Here is a 15870-nt window from a genome sequence, read left to right on the forward strand (position 1 = left end):
AGTTGATTAAGGAATGTGTGCCGATTTGATCTATATATAGTAGGCATCCCGACCGATAGGCACAAATTTTCGGTGGAAAAGTTAATAATTATTAACGCTCTCGCTTGCCATGCCAAATCGGGACGCAATCCGGCCACATTGCGCAGCCGGGCTGAAGCATCCGTTGGAAAGCAATCTCAGATTGAATTATCGGCAGAACGCCTTGGCGTTCGCGGTCCAGTTCCCATAGCCCGTGGCGACGAGATTTGCGATCACGCGGCAGACGTAGCGCTTCTGCGCCGGGTCGTTGTTGGGACCTGCGTGATAGCGCGCGACGGCCATCGTCCATGTTTCATGTCGCGCATGGAGCCGGGCGAGGAAGGCCGCGGCGTATTCGACGTTCTTGCGGGGGTCCAGCATCTCGGCCGGCGAGGTGAACTGGTCGCCGTGGAAATGATGGTTGATCTGCATGCAGCCGAGGTCGATCAGCTTGGCGCCCCGCGCGCGCGCCGCCTGGAACACCTGCAGCGTCTCCTGCCGGTCGCGACCGAAGAAGGCCTTGCCCTCGATGTTCATGGCATAGGGCTGCAGCGACCCCTTCTTGCCGGTCTCGGTGAGGCCGACCGAATAGAGGATGCCGGCGGGCACGTTGTACTTCGCCGCCGCCGACAGGATTTCCCGCTCGCACACGCCTGTGCTGGCCCGCCCGTCAGAGATAGACGCCGCCAGTGCGCAGAGACTGGTTGCCAGAAGCGCCGGAAGCGCCGTCCGCCGTGCTGTCCTCATGGGTCGATCCTTCGCCTGCGAGATTATCGCCTCCCTGCCCCGCGCCGTCGCGGCGGCCGCCGTCGCCCTCACGGGCCTGCGGCTGGCTGGAGAACTGCTGCTGGAACTGTCCGTCGCCCTGCTGCTGCGACGAGGCGCTCCGGTCCACCGGAGCAAGCTGGACGCTCACCTGGTCGACCGCGAAGCCGTGCCCGCGCAGCGCCTTGACGATGGCGTCCTGGTCGTCGCTGAGCTGGCGATAGGCCTCGCCCGTCTCCACCTGCAGGGACACGACCAGCTCGTCGCCGTGGAGGCGCAGCGTCGCCGTCACCATGCCCAGCTCGACGGGGTTCATCTGGATCTTCAGCGTGTTGACGACGCCGCCCGTCGTGCCGGCGTGGGAGCGCATAAGATCGCCCGTGGCGCTCAGCGAGGACGCCCATTCCGGATCCTGCGCGATCGCCGCCGTCACGGCCCCCGAATTGCCGCTCTGGGCAAGACCGATATAGCGCCGGGCATCGACCACGGTCACCGTCTCGCCCTTCGGTCCGGTGGGATTGGCGTCCTTCAGCGCGGTGCGTTCGCCGTCGGCGGAAATCCGGATGTCGACATCCTTGCCCTTGCCGTCCGAACGGACGAGCCGGAAGAGCTGGTCGGCGTCGGACGGAGGCGTGTCCGTCTCGGGAAGATCCTGCGCCGCGGCCTGGCCGGCATTCTCCGGCCTCACACCGGCTTCCGCCCGCTTGCCGACGGCGTCGGCCTGCACGTCCTGGCGGCCGGATTTGCGGCCGCCGTCGCGCGCCGCCACGGGCGTGCCCGCATCCTGCGGCCCGCCGCGTGCAGCCAGCATCGCAAGCAGATTGCCGACATCCGTGTCCGCCGCCGCCTGCGGCGCCTCGCCGACCTCGGCGCCCTCGATCGGCACCTCCTCCTCGGCGGTCTCGTCCGTGCGGTCCTCGCGGCGGCCGACCCCGTGCGAGGTCGCTCCCTTCGCGCTCGCCGCGGCGGCGAGGCTCTTCGCATCCGGCGAAGCCTCCGCGACGCCGGGCTCGGGCTTGCGCACGGCGTCCGGTATCCGGGCGAGCTTGACGCGCGCCGCCGGGTTCGCAGCGTCGGCCGCAAACCGTTCGTCGCCGGCGATGTCGACGGGCAGGCTCTTGCGGCCGTGCCCGCCGCTGCGCGCCGAGACGCTGGCGATGGCGCTGGCGAAACCCTCGCCGTCCGACGATGCGCCGGCCATGCCGGCGACGCCGCCCTGTCCCTTGGCGGGTGCGGCCCTCTGGCCGAGGCCCGCGATGCCGCTTGCGATGTTGCTCAACTGCCTTCTCCTTTCAGAAGAGCGTCGATCTCGTCGAGCTTCGAGCGCCCGCCCGAGACGAACGTGTCGAAGGCCGGGTCGAGGGCGATCTTGCCCGCCTGCTCCTGCGTGTCCGTTTCCGCCCCGGCGGCGGCGGCGTCCTCCTCGACGCCGGCCGCCCGCGGGTCCATCATCCGCTCCTCGAGCGCCGCCCGGTCGTCCGCCGGCGTCAAGGCATCCTCGCCGCCGGGCGCCGCCTCCCCTGCCGTCGGAATGCGCAGCACTTCCTCCGCCACCGCCCGCGCGGCCGCCTTCAGCGCCCGGTCCTTGACCGACAGCTTGTCGTCGGGAATGGCGATGATCGCCTGCATCGCGTCGGCGACGTCGCCGGACGGTACCGACGCGAGGCCGGCATAGAGGTCGGCGAGCACCTTCGGCACGCTCTCACCGTCGCCGGCCAGCGCCTGCGCGCGGTCGGCGGCAAGCGCGGCGAGGCGGTTCTTGCCGGAGATCGCCGCAAGCCGGGCCATGCGCAGGTAGACCTCGCGCTGGCGCGGCACGTCCATGAAGGAGAGGACCTCCAGGATGTCGTCCTCGGCGATGGCGTCGAAATGGTCGACGGCGAGCTTGACGAAGAGGTCGGCAAACTGGCTGGCATAGGGCGAGCGCAGGTAGCGGCGCGCATAGCGGTTGGCATAGGCCATGCTCTTGTCGACCCAGCCCGCCTCGCTCGCGATATGGATGGAGCGGCGCAGCGCCGCCTCCTCGACGATCGTGCCGGGCGCCGTCAGCCGGGCCCAGTCGAAATAGCCGAGCGCCAGCGCCGGGTCCTTGCGCAGCACCGAATTGGCGGAGACGAGCGCGAGATAGGGACCGATGCGCGAGCGCTTGTATTCCGGGAAGATTTCGGCGAGCGACTTCACGCTCTGCGTGCCGCGGCCGCCGAGATAGCTGCGCAGGGCGTCGGTCAGGCGCGGGTCGAAATGGCCGTCGACGTCGTTGGCGATCAGCATCTCCAGCGTCTCCGGGTTGCCGCCGCTCATCGCATAGACCAGGGCCGCATCGACGTTGCGCGGATCGTCGAAGATCGACGGGTCGGCTGTGCGCAGGCGGTTGTCGATGGTCTCCAGCAGGAAGCGCTGCATCTCCATCGCCGAATGGTCGCCGATCGCCACCGTGTCCTGCACGTATTGCAGGGAGCGGATCATCTTGTAGGGGGCGAGATCGTCCATGTCCTGGGCGCAGGCCGGCGCCGCGACCGCGAGCACCGCCCAGGCCGCCGTACCCACCGAAAGAAGACGCCGGAGCAAGGCCATGGTCGTCAGCCGCCCTCGGACTGGATGAGGATCTCGATGCGGCGGTTCGCATCCGCCATCGGATCGCCCGGCACCTTGAGGAGGCGGTCGGCGAAGCCGCTCACCTGGCTGACGCGGGACTCGTCCAGCCCGCCGCGCACCAGCATGTAATAGGCGCTCTGGGCGCGATCCATCGACAGGCGCCAGTTGTCGTTCTTGCCGCCCGCGAAGGGGCGCCCGTCGGTATGGCCGCGGATGGCGACGGCGCCCGGCCGGCTCTCGAGGATGCGGCCGATCTTCTCCATGGCCAGCACCATCTCGCGCTTGGGCAGGGCCGAGCCGACGTTGAACATCGGCGTGTCGAGCTGGTCGGTGAGGCTGACGAGCAGGCCGCCCTCCGCCGGCGTGACGCTGAGCCCCTCGGCGAGCTTGCCGAGCGCGCCGATCTCCTTGGCGATCTGCTGCTTCAGCTCGTTCGCGTCCTTCTCCTCCCGGCTCTTGGCCGCCTCGGCGGCGGCCTGTTCCGTCGCAGCCTGCTGCGCTGCGGCCTTCTCGGCGTCCGCCTTCTCCTGCGCGGCCTTCTCGTCCCTCGCCTTCGCCTCGCTGCCGACGTCCGTCGCCTGGGAGATCTCGACCTGCTGGGTCCAGAAGTCCGGATCGAAGGGATCGCGATAGGCCTCGCCGCCGCTCGCGCCCGTCGCCGGGCCGGAATTGTCCGCGCCTCCCTCGCCCTTGGCGCTGACGTTCGCCTGCTGGCCGACCTCCTGCGCGATCTCGGAGAGGACGGAATAGGGGTTCTCGAAGAAATTGGCCTCGGAGTACTGCGTTTCCTCGCCCGCGGACGTGCTCTCGTCCCTGCCCTTCTCGGCGCCGTTGCCGCTCGCCTGCTGCTGGCCGGCCTCCTTCGACTTGTCCTGCGTCGCCTCGCCTTCGGCGCTGTTGGCCGGCTTCTTGACGGAGCGGTCGGCCGGCTTGTCGTCGGTCAGCTTGATCGGGTTGAAATAGGAGGCGACAGAGGCCTTGGTCTCCTCGTTCGCGGCGTTGACGAGCCACATCACGAGGAAGAACGCCATCATCGCCGTCATGAAGTCGGCATAGGCGATCTTCCAGGCGGCCGAATGGTGGTCGCCGTCGTGGTCGCCATGGCGCTTGACGATGATGATCTCGTTCTTGCCGTGATGGTGGTTTTCGCCTTCGCTCATGCAAGCACCTTGCGCACGGTGTCAGCCCAGGCCGCCATCCGTGTTACCAGGACGGTTTCGCCGAACTCCACCGTCAGATCGACATCCTGCATCTCGACGTGCCGTAAGACGGGCGCCGGCGCGGCGAAATGCGACTTCAACTGCTCGAAGAGGCTTGCGGGCCCCTTCACCGTGATCGTCATGGCCTCGCCCGCCTGCAGGCCCTCGGCGACCATCTTCGCGAGGTCGGCGACGGCGCGCGCCGTCAGCGCGTCGTTCAACAGCGGCGCCAGCACCGGCGCCACCTGCGCGGCGACGATATCGGCGGCCTCCGCCGCCATCGTGGAGAAGCGTTCGGCGAGCGCTCTCGCGTAGTCCGCCTCGAAGCGTTCCTTCAGCGCCGCAAGCTCGGCCGCATGCGCCTCGTCGCGCGCGGCGATCTCGGCCGCGTGGCGGGCCGCAAGCTCGGCCTCGGCCTCCGCACGTCCCTCGGCGAACGCCTCCGCGCGCTCCGCCGCCACGTCGACGGGCGGCGGCGCCGGCGGCATGGGCTCGGCGTCCCCGACGCCGGCCTCGTCCTCGGAGAAGGCGGGCTGCCGGAACAGCGGCGCCGCCCGCGGCGGCGCACCGAAATCCTTGAGGTAGCGGGCCAGTTGCACGCTCATGCCGGCTCTCTCCGCCCGGATGCAGACGCGGGCCGGCGCCGGGCGCACGGACCGATTCGATCTTCGCTCTGGGACATGCTGGAAACCGACACCACCGTTGACCTGCCTCCTGGAAACATCCGCCACCTGCCTTCGAGCGGCGCGCGATCGTCCTGATCGTGTTCCCGACCCTAGGCGGCCAAACTTGTGCGAGGGTGAAGATGAGGCGTCGGACCGCACCAGGGCAAATCGTGCGGTCCGACGCGCCTCGCCCGGCCGATGACCAACGGCCGGACGGGTTCGCAAAGCCCTCCGCCTTACTGGCGGAAGAGCTGAAGGATGTTCTCGGCGCTCGAGTTGGCGATCGAGAGCGACTGGATGCCGAGCTGCTGCTGGGTCTGCAGCGCCTTGAGGCGGGTCGATTCCTCGTTCATGTCGGCGTCCACGAGGCGGCCGATGCCCTTGTCGATCACGTCGTTGAGGGTCGCGACGAAGCTTTCCTGCATCTCGATCCGCTTGGTGATCGCGCCGAGCGTGGAGGCGGCGTTGGTGAGCTGCTTGGTGAGGTTGTCGACGACGCTGATCATGTCGTCGAGCGCCTCGTAGGTCGTGCTGCCGTCGATCACGATCTCGGTGCTGGAGGCCGGCGCGGTCGATCCGGGCGCCACGATGAGGTGGTAGTAGCGCGGCGTGGCCGTCGGCGTCTCCTGGAGCAGGTCGGCGTCGATGGCTTTCGTGAGATAGCCGCGGCTCGGATCCTTGATGTCGACCAGGACGGAATTCGCGGTGTTGAAGTCGAGCGTGGCGACCGAGACGTTGCCGTTGGCGCTGCGCACGAAGGAGGCGACCACGGACTTGGTGCCGAGCGGCGAGAGGTTCGAGTTGTAGAGCCAGTTCTCGCCCGAGAACGAGGCCGACTGGGCGGCCGAGAGAAGCTGGCTCTTGAGCTCCCGGAGCTCGTCGTTGATCTTGGTCTTGTCGACGCCCGGCTCGCGGGCCGCCACCAGCTTGGCCTTGATCTCGCTCATCACGTCGATGACGTTCTCGAGCGCGGTATAGGCCGTGTCCACCTTGGCCGCGCCGAGGCCGAGCGCATCGGCGACGGTGGAGAGCGCGCGGTTGTCGGAGCGCATGGTGGTGGCGATCGACCAGTAGGCGGCGTTGTCGGCGGCGGTTTCGACGCGCATGCCGGACGACACGCGCGCCTGCGTGGTTTCCAGCCCGTTATCGATGGCACGAAGTGTCTGGAGCGCCGCCATCGCGGCGGCGTTGGTCAGGATGCTGGTCATTGGCAATGGCCTTGATGGACGTGTCGAGGGCATGCCGGAGTGGAGAGACCGGTAACGACGGAGCGGCGTCATGCGCCTGGTGCCGCTCGTTTGCCCTGGGCACCAGACCATCGTTCTTAACAATTGGTTAAGGCCGAATGGTTAACAAATGGTTAACGCCGTCGGCGGCTCGTCAACAAATGTGAAGAAATCGCAAAGATCCGATGGCCAGATCTGGCCGTTCCGCCGGACCGGGCCGGCGAAAACGCGAAAGCCGCCGTCCCATGCGGAACGGCGGCTCTGTTGCCGGACGGAGGAAAGCGGGCGCCGGGCGCCCGCCCCGCCTGTCGATTAACGGAAGAGCGACAGGATGTTTTCCGAGGACGAATTGGCGATCGACAGCGACTGGATGGCGAGCTGCTGCTGGGTCTGCAGGGCCTTCAGGCGGGTCGATTCCTCGTTGAGGTCGGCATCCACGAGGCGGCCGACGCCCTTGTCGATGGCCGAACTCAGGTTCGAGACGAACTCGTCCTGCAGGTCGATGCGCATGCCGATCGAGCCGAGGTCGGCGGCCGCACTGGTCATGTCGCTCAGCGCCTTGTCGACGCCGGAGATCAGCGCGTCGAGCTGCGTGTTCGTCAGGCCGACGATGTTGATGTTGGCGACGGAGGTCGGCGCGGCGACGTTGGCGGCCGGAGCGGCAGTCGTGTCGACGCCGTAGTAGACGCCGCCCTCGTCGTGCAGGGCCTCCTGGCCCGTGCCCGTCACGTCCGTCGCACGAACCCAGGTGTCGGTGTTGACCTGCACGAAGAACTGGCCGGCCGTCACCTGGCCCGCCGTCGCGGTGGCTTCGGCGAGCTGCGTCGTGACGCCGCCGACCGTGTTGGTGGTGAAGTTCGCGCCGGCGGCGATCAGCTCGTCGATCGAGTAGGCCGCGACCGTCTGCTGGGAGGTCACGCCGTCGGTGTTGACCGCAACCGTGATGCTCTTCTGCGAGACGTTGTAGACCTTGTCGAGGATGCCGGTGTTGCCGACGGTGTCGAACAGGACGTTGCCGGTGTCGAGCGTGTAGTTGATCTTCTTGACCGAGACCGAGCCGCTGTCGCTGCGGACGAAGGAGCCGACGACGGACTTGTCGACCGAGCCGCCGCTGAGGTCGGCCTGCAGCCAGTTCTCGCCGGAGAAGGAGGCGGCCTGGGCTATGCTCGTCAGCTGGTCCTTGAGCTGGTTGATTTCTTCCTGGATCTTGTTCTTGTCGACGCCGTCTTCCGTGGCGGCGACGAGCTTGGCCTTGATCTCCTTGACCACCTCGATCGCGGAATTCATACCGGCATAGGCGGTGTCGACCTTGGCGGCACCGAGGCCGAGGGCGTCCTGGACGGCGGAAAGCGCCATGTTGTCGGAGCGCATCGTGGTGGCGATCGACCAGTAGGCGGCGTTGTCGGCGGCGCTACCGACGCGCAGGCCCGAGGAAACGTGCGCCTGGGTCTCTTCGAGGTTGGAGCCGATGGAGCGCAGGGTCTGAAGGGCGGCCATGGCCGCAACGTTGGTGAGAATGCTCGTCATTTATTGGGTGCCCCTTGATGGCTGATAGTGAAGGGACATTCCGGTCACACCGGGGAACAGCAGTCAGCATCATGCCTGCTAAACCACTGATTCCTCAGGGGTTAGCCCGCCGCTTCGATGGCTTTAGCTAACGCGATCATGGTTAACGAACTGCTAAACGGCGTTGGAAATTTCGCAGGCCGCATGTTTTCGGCCGGGCCTCGCGCGCCCGTGCGTGCCGCAGAAGCATTAAGAAAACGATAAAGCCGCGCCCTTGCGGGGCGCGGCTCGTAGAGGCCGGGCGTACGGTCAGCCCCCGTCCGCCCGGATTTCTGCCGATCCGGATTAGCGGAAGAGCGACAGAATGTTCTGCGACGAGGAGTTGGCGATCGACAGCGACTGGATGGCGAGCTGCTGCTGGGTCTGCAGGGCCTTCAGGCGGGTCGATTCCTCGTTGAGGTCGGCATCCACGAGGCGGCCGACGCCCTTGTCGATGGCCGAACTCAGGTTCGAGACGAACTCGTCCTGCAGGTCGATGCGCATGCCGATCGAGCCGAGGTCGGCGGCCGCACTGGTCATGTCGCTCAGCGCCTTGTCGACGCCGGAGATCAGCGCGTCGAGCTGCGTGTTCGTCAGGCCGACGATGTTGATGTTGGCGATGGAGGTCGGCGCGGCGACGTTGGCGGCCGGAGCGGCAGCCGTGTCGACGCCGTAGTAGACGCCGCCCTCGTTGTGCAGGGCTTCCTGGCCCGTGCCCGTCACGTCCGCCGCACGAACCCAGGTGTCGGCGTTGACCTGCACGAAGAACTGGCCGGCGGTCACCTGGCCCTGCGTCGCGGTGGCTTCGGCAAGCTGCGTCGTCACGCCACCGGTGGTGTTGGTGGTGAAGTTCGCGCCGGCGGCGATCAGCTCGTCGATCGAGTAGGCCGCGACCGTCTGCTGGGAGGTCACGCCGTCGGTGTTGACCGCAACCGTGATGCTCTTCTGCGAGACGTTGTAGACCTTGTCGAGGATGCCGGTGTTGCCGACGGTGTCGAACAGGACGCTGCCGGTGTCGAGCGAGTAGTTGACCTTCTTGACCGAGACCGCACCGTCTTCGCTGCGGACGAAGGAGGCGACGACCGACTTGGTGACGGCACCGCCGCTGAGGTCGGCCTGCAGCCAGTTCTCACCGGAGAAGGAGGCGGCCTGGGCGATGCCCGTCAGCTGGTCCTTGAGCTGGTTGATTTCTTCCTGGATCTTGTTCCTGTCGACGCCGTCTTCCGTGGCGGCGACGAGCTTGGCCTTGATCTCCTTGACCACCTCGATCGCGGAATTCATACCGGCATAGGCGGTGTCGACCTTGGCGGCACCGAGGCCGAGGGCGTCCTGGACGGCGGAAAGCGCCATGTTGTCGGAGCGCATCGTGGTGGCGATCGACCAGTAGGCGGCGTTGTCGGAGGCGCTGCCGACACGCAGGCCCGACGATACACGCGCCTGCGTGTCGTCCAGATTGGTGCCGATGGAGCGCAGGGTGGCGAGAGCGGCCTGGGCTGCGTTGTTCGTGAGAATGCTCGTCATGCTCGTTGTCCCTTTGAACGAAAAACTGGTGGGGGACATACCGGACTGAAAACTTAACCGGTCACGGCGGTTCGGCATCATGCCAACTCGGTTTCCCTGTCTGCCAGGGGGATACCAAACCCGTCGCGTGAGGAGAAATTCGCAGCCATTCCTTGCCAACTGCTTAAACGGGAATCGCGCATTCGAGGAACGCGCGAACATGGTTAACAGATGGTGTAGAAGAGCGGGCCGCCGGTCAGGCGAAGGAGCGCACGAGGCTTCCGACAAGCAGGTTCCAGCCGTCGATCAGCACGAAGAACAGGATCTTGAACGGCAGCGAGATCGAGGTCGGCGGCAGCATCATCATGCCCATGGCCATGGTGATGGTGGCGACGATGAGGTCGATGACGAGGAAGGGCAGCACGACGAGGAAGCCGATCTCGAAGCCGCGGCGGATCTCCGAGATCATGAAGGCCGGGACGACGACGCGCAGGTCGACGACGTTGTCGGTGACGACCGTCTGGCCCCGCTCCTCCGCCAGCGAGATGAAGAGCTCGATGTCCTTGTCGCGGGTGTTCGCCGTCATGAAGGCGCGGAAGGGCTCGGCGATGCGCCGGGCCGCCTCCGTCTCGTCGATCTGGTTGTCCATCAGCGGCGCGACGCCGTCCTGCCAGGCTTTGTCGAAGGTCGGCGCCATGACGTAGAAGGTCATGAAGAGGGCGAGCGAGACCAGGATCATGTTGGAGGGCGTGGTGGCGAGCCCCATCCCCGAGCGCAGGATCGCGAAGGCGATGACGAAGCGCGGGAAGCTCGTGACCATGATCAGGATGCCGGGCGCGACCGACAGGACGGTCAGCAGGCCGAAGGTGCGGATGATCCAGGACGCTACGGACCCGTCGACGGGCGTGTTGAAGAGATCGCCCGGCAGTTGCTGGGCGGCGGCCACACCGGTCATCGCCATCATGGCGACGAAGGTCAGGAAGGCTCGAATCATTCGATCACAAAGGTCCGGAACATGACGTTGGTTACGCGCCCTTCCGACCTGAGGTCAACCCGCTCCTCAAGGTCTTCCCTGAGATATTGGAAGCCGCGCGGACCCTGCACCTGCTGCAGCGAGACCGTGCGCATGTAGGCGAGGATGTCCTGATGGATCTCCTCGGCGAGCACCACGTCCGGCGGCCCATTGAACATCAGCGCGACCTCGAGGCGCACGCGGTTCTCCGACGGATAGGCGAGGTTGCTGGTGATCGGGTCGAGCAGGACGACGCCGTTCGCCTCGGTCGAGATGTGCGGGATGCCGCCGTCCTCGCCCTCCTTGGCCGCCCCGCCGTGGCCGTCCGCCGCCGGCTGGGCGGCGGTTTCCTCGGCAGGCTTCTCGGCGGGCGGCGGCGCCAGCATGGTGCCGACCAGCCAGCCGCCGCCGCCGGCCGCGAGCGTCAGCCCGGCCACGATCCCGACGAGGATCAGGGGCGACTGTTTCTTCTCCGCGACGTTCTGCTCTTCGTCCGCCATGTCCCGTGTTCCCGCTATGCCCGTCGTCAGATCGGCGAAAAGAGGTCGACGACCTGCTGGCCCCACGGCGGCTGCTGGACCTCGGTCAGGCGGCCGCGGCCGCCGTAGGAGATGCGCGCCTCGGCGATGCGCTCGTAGGAGATCATGTTGTTGGCGTCGACGTCCTGCGGCCGCACGATGCCGGCGACGTTGAGGATGCGCAGCTCGTGGTTCACGCGCACCTCCTGCGAGCCGCTGATCAGCAGGTTGCCGTTCTCGATGACGCCGGTGACGACCGCCGCGACCAGGAGGTTCAGCTTCTCCGACCGCTCCGTCGAGCCGTCGCCCTTCGTGCTGGTGGACGAGCCGTAGGTGAGGTCGCCTTCCGAATCCGCGCCGAAGGCGCCGATGCCGAAGTTCATGCCGCTCTTGTTGGCGCGCGAGCGGTCGGTCTTGTTGTCGAAGCTCGCCTTGTCGTTGACTCGGATGTCCACGGTCAGGATGTCGCCGACCTTGAAGGCGCGCGAATCCTTGAACAGCGCGGCCTGCTGGTCGCTCCAGATCGAGTAGCCCGCGGCCGCGGTGCGCGGCTGCTTGGGATAGCTCGCCATCTGCGGCGTCTCGGCATAGTTGAGGCCGCTGCCGATCGGACTCATCGCCGGCGCGCGGCCGACCTCGTTCAGCGCCTGGCTGGCGCAGCCCGACAGGGCAAGGCTGACGGCAAGAGCGGAAGCGATCTTCTTCATGACGGGTCCTTTGACGTGTTCGGATCGCCCGCTTTGGCGATGATGCGGGTGAGAAGGGCCGCCTTGTCGGCCGGCATTTCGCCGAGGATGACGCTCGACTGGCGCGGCGGCAGCTTCATGACGATGGCAGACGCGATCTCCGGATCGATCTCGGCGAGCTGGCCCGCGGCCGCGTCCGGCTTCATCTTGCGGTAGATCTCGACGAGCCCGGCTTCGGCGGATTTCAGGAAGGCGTTGCGCCGCTCCAGCCAGTCCTGGTACTCGGCGCGCCGCTTCTCCAGCGTCTGGATGCGCTCGTCCACGTCCTTCTGCAGAGCTTCCAGCTCCTGCTTCTGCAGGAGATAGCGCTGGTCGCGCGCCGCGTCGGCGATGTTGGTGCAGAACTCGCGGATCTCGTCGGCGGTGGCCTTGGTCGTCGTGATGACCGGCCGCTCCTCGGCGAAGGCGCCGGGAATGGCCATCAGCACCAGGCCGGCGGCCGCGAGAGAGAGGCGACGGAGGAGCGGGGCGGAGGTCATTGCAGCACCAGTTCTGCCTGGAGAGCACCGGCCGTCTTGATGCTCTGGAGGATGGAGATGATCCCGTCGGGCTTGATGCCGATGCTGTTCAGCCCCGAGACCAGCGAGCGCAGGCTGGAGCCGTCGAGGATGGCGACCTGTCCGCCGTCCTGCTGGGCGACGATGTCGGTGTTCGGCTCGATCGCCGTCACGCCGTCGGAGAAGGGTTCCGGCTGGACGACCTTCGGCATCTCGTTCACCTGCACCGTCAGCGTGCCGTAGCTCACGGCGACCGGGGAGATGCGCACGTCCTGGCCGATGACGATGGTGCCGGTGCGCTCGTTGACGACGACGCGGGCCGGCGCGTCGGTCTCGATGACCAGGTTCTCGATATCGGCCATCAGCCGGGCGAGGTCGGCCGTCTTCGGCTTGGCGACATAGACCGCCTGCGAATCGCGCGTCTCGGCGATCGGCGCGCCGTACTGGGCGGCCGCATAGCGGTTGATCGCATCCGCCATGCCCACGGCGGTCGAGAAGTCGGGGTTGCGCAGCTGCAGCACGAGGTCGGAGGCATCCTTGAAGCGCGAGGGCAGCTCGCGCTCGATGATCGCGCCGTTCGGCACGCGGCCGGCCGTCGTGACGCCCTGCTGGACGCTCGCCGCATCGCCCGAGGCGTTGAAGCCGGTGACGACGACGGAGCCCTGCGCCACCGCATAGATCTGGCCGTCGGCGCCCGACAGCGAGGTCATGACGAGCGTGCCGCCGCGCAGCGAGGTGGCGTCACCGAGCGAGCCAACGGTGACGTCGATCCGGCTGCCGGGGCTGGCGAAGGGCGGCAGCGTCGCGGTGACGAGCACGGCGGCGATGTTCTTCGCACGCGACTGGGTGCCCTGCGTCGAGATGCCGAGGTTCTGCAGCATGGCGCGCATCGACTGCTCGGTGAAGGGCGAGGAGCGCAGGCTGTCGCCCGTTCCCTGCAGGCCGACGACGAGGCCGTAGCCGATGAGCTGGTTGTCGCGGCCGGCCTGGAGCGAGGCGACGTCCTTGATGCGAGCCGCCGGCAGCGCCGGCCCCGCGGCCATCATCAGGCAGGCGACGAGCGCGAGCGCGCGCGGTAGGAGGTTTCGCATCATTTCGCCACCACGTGCACGGTTCCGTCGGCCATGACCGTGCCGGAGACGATCACGCCCGAATCCTTGTTGCGGACCTTGATGAGCTCGCCGACCGCGGCATCCTGGAGGGGCGTGCCAGCGGCGCGGATGACGAGCACGCCGTTATCGAAGACGAGCTGGACCGTCGAGCCGCGGGAGACGGCGAAGGGTTCGCGCAGCACCGAGACGAGGATGACCCGTCCCGGCAGGAGCGTCTTCCTGGTGACGAGGCCCGTGACGGCGGAGATCCGTTCGGCGTAGCCCTTGACGAGGTTGGGGTTCGTGACCTCGACCTCCTCGAGCTGGCCCGGCTGCAGCTCCTCGCCGGGATAGATGATCCGCTTCGGCACCACGGCCATCCTGATATCGGCGAGCGCCGAACCGGCCGCAAGCAGGCCGGCGAGCGCCGCGAGGACGGCAGGCATCGGGCGAAGGGCTGTGATCAGGCGAAACATCATGTTCCCCGCATGTCCGGAGGGTTGGTCGGGTTATCTCAGGTTCTTGCTGACGATGGCCGCCATCTCGTCCGCCGCCTGGATGATCTTCGAGTTCATCTCGTAGGCGCGCTGCGCCGAGATGAGGTCGGTGATCTCCTTGACCGGGTCGACGTTCGAGGATTCCAGGTAATTCTGCTGGATGTAGGCGAAGCCCTCCTCGTCCGGCGTGCCGACATTGGCGGGGCCGGAGGCGGCCGTCTCGCGGAAGAGGTTCTCGCCGAGCGGCTCGAGGCCCGCCTCGTTGACGAACTTCGCCAGCGTGATCTGGCCGAGCTCCTGCTGCTCTGCGCCGACGGTGGCGAAGACCTGACCGGAGCGGCTGACGGTGATGTCCGTCGCCTCCGGCGGAACGGTGATGCCGGGCACGACCGTATAGCCGTCGAGGGTCACGAGCTGGCCCTCGGCATTGGTGTTGAAGGCGCCGGAACGGGTGTAGAGCGTCGAGCCGTCCGCCGCCTCGATCTGGAACCAGCCGCGGCCGATCAGCGCCATGTCGAAGGCGTTGCCGGTGCTGGTAAGGCCGCCCTGGAGGTGCAGGTTGCGCACGGCCGCCGTCTTCACGCCGAGGCCGACGATGGCACCTTCCGGCACGACCGCCTGGTTGGCGCGGTTCGGCACGCCGGCGGCGCGCTCGGTCTGGTAGAGCAGGTCGGAGAACTCGGCGCGGGCGCGCTTGTAGCCGGTCGTGTTGATGTTCGCGATGTTGTTCGCGATCACCTCAAGGTTGGTCTGCTGCGCGTTCATGCCGGTGGCGGCGATGGCAAGGGCTTTCATGTCCGGTCCTCAGATCTGCATTCTTGCGACTTCGAGATAGGCGGTGACGACCTTGTCGCGGATGGCGATGGCGGTCTGCAGCGCCTGCTCGGCGTTCATGACGGCGTCGACCACCTCGCGGGTGGTCGCCTTGCCCTGGATGGCCTCGAAGGACTTGGTCTCGCTGAGCTTCAGGCTGTCGGTCATGTCGGTCGCCATGTCGCCGAGAACCTGGGCGAAGCTCATCTGCCCGCCCGCGCCTTGCGCCGCGGCGGCGGAGACGGCGTTCGTGCCCTCGGTGGAGACGCCGGAAAGCGCGTTGGTGGAGAAGAGCGAGCCGACGCCCTTTACGGTTTCGATCATTGCGATGCCCTCAGAAGGTCTATGGTGGCGCTGATCAGGTCGCGCGACTGCTTGATGCTCTGCAGGTTGGCCTCGTAGGAGCGGTTGGCCTCGCGCATGTCGGCCATCTCCACCAGCACGTTGACGTTCGGCAGCTTGACGATGCCCTTCTCGTCGGCCGCCGGATTGCCGGGATCGAACTCGGTCGAGAACTCGCCCTCGTCCTCGCCGAGCCGCGCGACCTCGACGAGCGCCGCGCCTGTCGCCCGGTCGAGCTCGGCAGCGAAGGAGACGGTCTTGCGGCGGAAGGGATCGGCGCCGGGCGTGTCACCCGTCGAGCGGGCGTTGGCGAGGTTTTCCGAAACGATCCGGATGCGGGTCGACTGCGCCTCGAGCCCCGAGGCCGCCACTTTCATTGAAGCGATAAGCGGATCCATTGTTTACCTTCTGACTGTCATCAGCATCATGCGATGAAAGGCCTTCACCAGACCGGCGTTTAGCTCGAACTCGCGCTTGATCTGGCCTTGCTTCATCATTTCCTCGGCGAGCCCGACGGTGTTGCCGGATTCCTGCACACCGATCTCCTCGGTCGGCCTCGTCTCGATGACGCGGCTTGCCATTTCCGTCTCGGTGAAATGGCCGGGCTGCGTCGCCGCCATGCGGATGCCCGTCGTCTCGAGCACCGACTGGAAGGGCGTCACATCCTTCGCCCGGAAGCTGGGGGTATTGGCGTTGGCGATGTTGCCTGCGATCACGCTCTGGCGAACGGAAAGCCATTCGGCCTGCCGGGAGGCCAGTTCGAAGAGTTGGATCGGTGTCGTCATGACGGGCTCCATCCTTGGTCGTCCCGAACCTATGGAGCCAATCTTGCGTGGGACTT

The 15870-nt window shown here is 67.0% G+C and carries 18 protein-coding genes; all 18 read right to left on the reverse strand.

Annotated features, from left to right (window positions below; all coding sequences use genetic code 11):
- Positions 1–186: 186 nt before the first annotated feature.
- Positions 187–765, reverse strand: a complete 579-nt coding sequence (locus NNZ72_RS15640) for a transglycosylase SLT domain-containing protein (RefSeq protein ID WP_371747765.1) — start codon at positions 763–765, stop codon at positions 187–189.
- Positions 689–2062, reverse strand: coding sequence for a flagellar hook-length control protein FliK (gene fliK / locus NNZ72_RS15645; protein ID WP_257316307.1), 1374 nt, complete (start codon positions 2060–2062; stop codon positions 689–691). Before fliK ends, NNZ72_RS15640 begins: the two co-directional genes overlap by 77 nt.
- A complete protein-coding gene (gene motC / locus NNZ72_RS15650) occupies positions 2059–3351 on the reverse strand; it encodes a chemotaxis protein MotC (protein ID WP_257316354.1) in 1293 nt (430 codons plus the stop codon). Before motC ends, fliK begins: the two co-directional genes overlap by 4 nt.
- A gap of 11 nt (positions 3352–3362) precedes the next feature.
- Complete coding sequence (locus NNZ72_RS15655; RefSeq protein WP_257316308.1) at positions 3363–4538, reverse strand: flagellar motor protein MotB; 1176 nt, start codon at positions 4536–4538, stop codon at positions 3363–3365.
- Entirely contained in the window at positions 4535–5182 is a 648-nt protein-coding gene (locus NNZ72_RS15660; RefSeq protein ID WP_257316309.1) for a hypothetical protein, read from the reverse strand. Before NNZ72_RS15660 ends, NNZ72_RS15655 begins: the two co-directional genes overlap by 4 nt.
- Positions 5183–5478: 296 nt before the next feature.
- Positions 5479–6450: a flagellin N-terminal helical domain-containing protein gene (locus NNZ72_RS15665; RefSeq protein WP_257316310.1), complete on the reverse strand. Its 972-nt coding sequence runs from the start codon at positions 6448–6450 to the stop codon at positions 5479–5481.
- A 330-nt stretch (positions 6451–6780) separates the two neighbouring features.
- Complete coding sequence (locus NNZ72_RS15670; RefSeq protein ID WP_257316311.1) at positions 6781–7995, reverse strand: flagellin N-terminal helical domain-containing protein; 1215 nt, start codon at positions 7993–7995, stop codon at positions 6781–6783.
- 324 nt (positions 7996–8319) lie between these two features.
- On the reverse strand, positions 8320–9534 hold the full coding sequence (locus NNZ72_RS15675; protein ID WP_257316313.1) for a flagellin N-terminal helical domain-containing protein: 1215 nt from the start codon (positions 9532–9534) through the stop codon (positions 8320–8322).
- Positions 9535–9769: 235 nt separating this feature from the next.
- Positions 9770–10507 carry a flagellar type III secretion system pore protein FliP gene (gene fliP, locus NNZ72_RS15680; protein ID WP_257316315.1) on the reverse strand — a complete coding sequence of 246 codons (738 nt, stop codon included), beginning with the start codon at positions 10505–10507 and terminating at the stop codon, positions 9770–9772.
- A complete protein-coding gene (locus tag NNZ72_RS15685; RefSeq protein WP_257316316.1) occupies positions 10504–11025 on the reverse strand; it encodes a flagellar basal body-associated FliL family protein in 522 nt (173 codons plus the stop codon). Before NNZ72_RS15685 ends, fliP begins: the two co-directional genes overlap by 4 nt.
- A gap of 26 nt (positions 11026–11051) precedes the next feature.
- On the reverse strand, positions 11052–11750 hold the full coding sequence (flgH, locus tag NNZ72_RS15690) for a flagellar basal body L-ring protein FlgH (protein WP_257316317.1): 699 nt from the start codon (positions 11748–11750) through the stop codon (positions 11052–11054).
- Positions 11747–12268, reverse strand: coding sequence for a MotE family protein (locus NNZ72_RS15695; RefSeq protein WP_257316318.1), 522 nt, complete (start codon positions 12266–12268; stop codon positions 11747–11749). The genes flgH and NNZ72_RS15695 overlap by 4 nt, the downstream gene beginning before the upstream one ends.
- Complete coding sequence (locus tag NNZ72_RS15700; protein ID WP_257316355.1) at positions 12265–13332, reverse strand: flagellar basal body P-ring protein FlgI; 1068 nt, start codon at positions 13330–13332, stop codon at positions 12265–12267. Before NNZ72_RS15700 ends, NNZ72_RS15695 begins: the two co-directional genes overlap by 4 nt.
- A 44-nt stretch (positions 13333–13376) precedes the next feature.
- On the reverse strand, positions 13377–13853 hold the full coding sequence (gene flgA, locus NNZ72_RS15705) for a flagellar basal body P-ring formation chaperone FlgA (RefSeq protein WP_257316320.1): 477 nt from the start codon (positions 13851–13853) through the stop codon (positions 13377–13379).
- A 33-nt stretch (positions 13854–13886) separates the two neighbouring features.
- On the reverse strand, positions 13887–14669 hold the full coding sequence (gene flgG, locus NNZ72_RS15710; RefSeq protein ID WP_257316321.1) for a flagellar basal-body rod protein FlgG: 783 nt from the start codon (positions 14667–14669) through the stop codon (positions 13887–13889).
- A gap of 9 nt (positions 14670–14678) precedes the next feature.
- A complete protein-coding gene (gene fliE / locus NNZ72_RS15715) occupies positions 14679–15011 on the reverse strand; it encodes a flagellar hook-basal body complex protein FliE (RefSeq protein ID WP_257316322.1) in 333 nt (110 codons plus the stop codon).
- Positions 15008–15427 (reverse strand): flagellar basal body rod protein FlgC, encoded by a 420-nt coding sequence (gene flgC / locus NNZ72_RS15720; RefSeq protein ID WP_257316323.1) that lies wholly within the window; start codon positions 15425–15427, stop codon positions 15008–15010. Before flgC ends, fliE begins: the two co-directional genes overlap by 4 nt.
- A 3-nt stretch (positions 15428–15430) precedes the next feature.
- Positions 15431–15814 carry a flagellar basal body rod protein FlgB gene (gene flgB, locus NNZ72_RS15725; protein WP_257316324.1) on the reverse strand — a complete coding sequence of 128 codons (384 nt, stop codon included), beginning with the start codon at positions 15812–15814 and terminating at the stop codon, positions 15431–15433.
- Between the last annotated feature and the right edge of the window lie 56 nt (positions 15815–15870).

The organism is Shinella pollutisoli (assembly GCF_024609765.1).
GTDB lineage: Bacteria > Pseudomonadota > Alphaproteobacteria > Rhizobiales > Rhizobiaceae > Shinella > Shinella pollutisoli.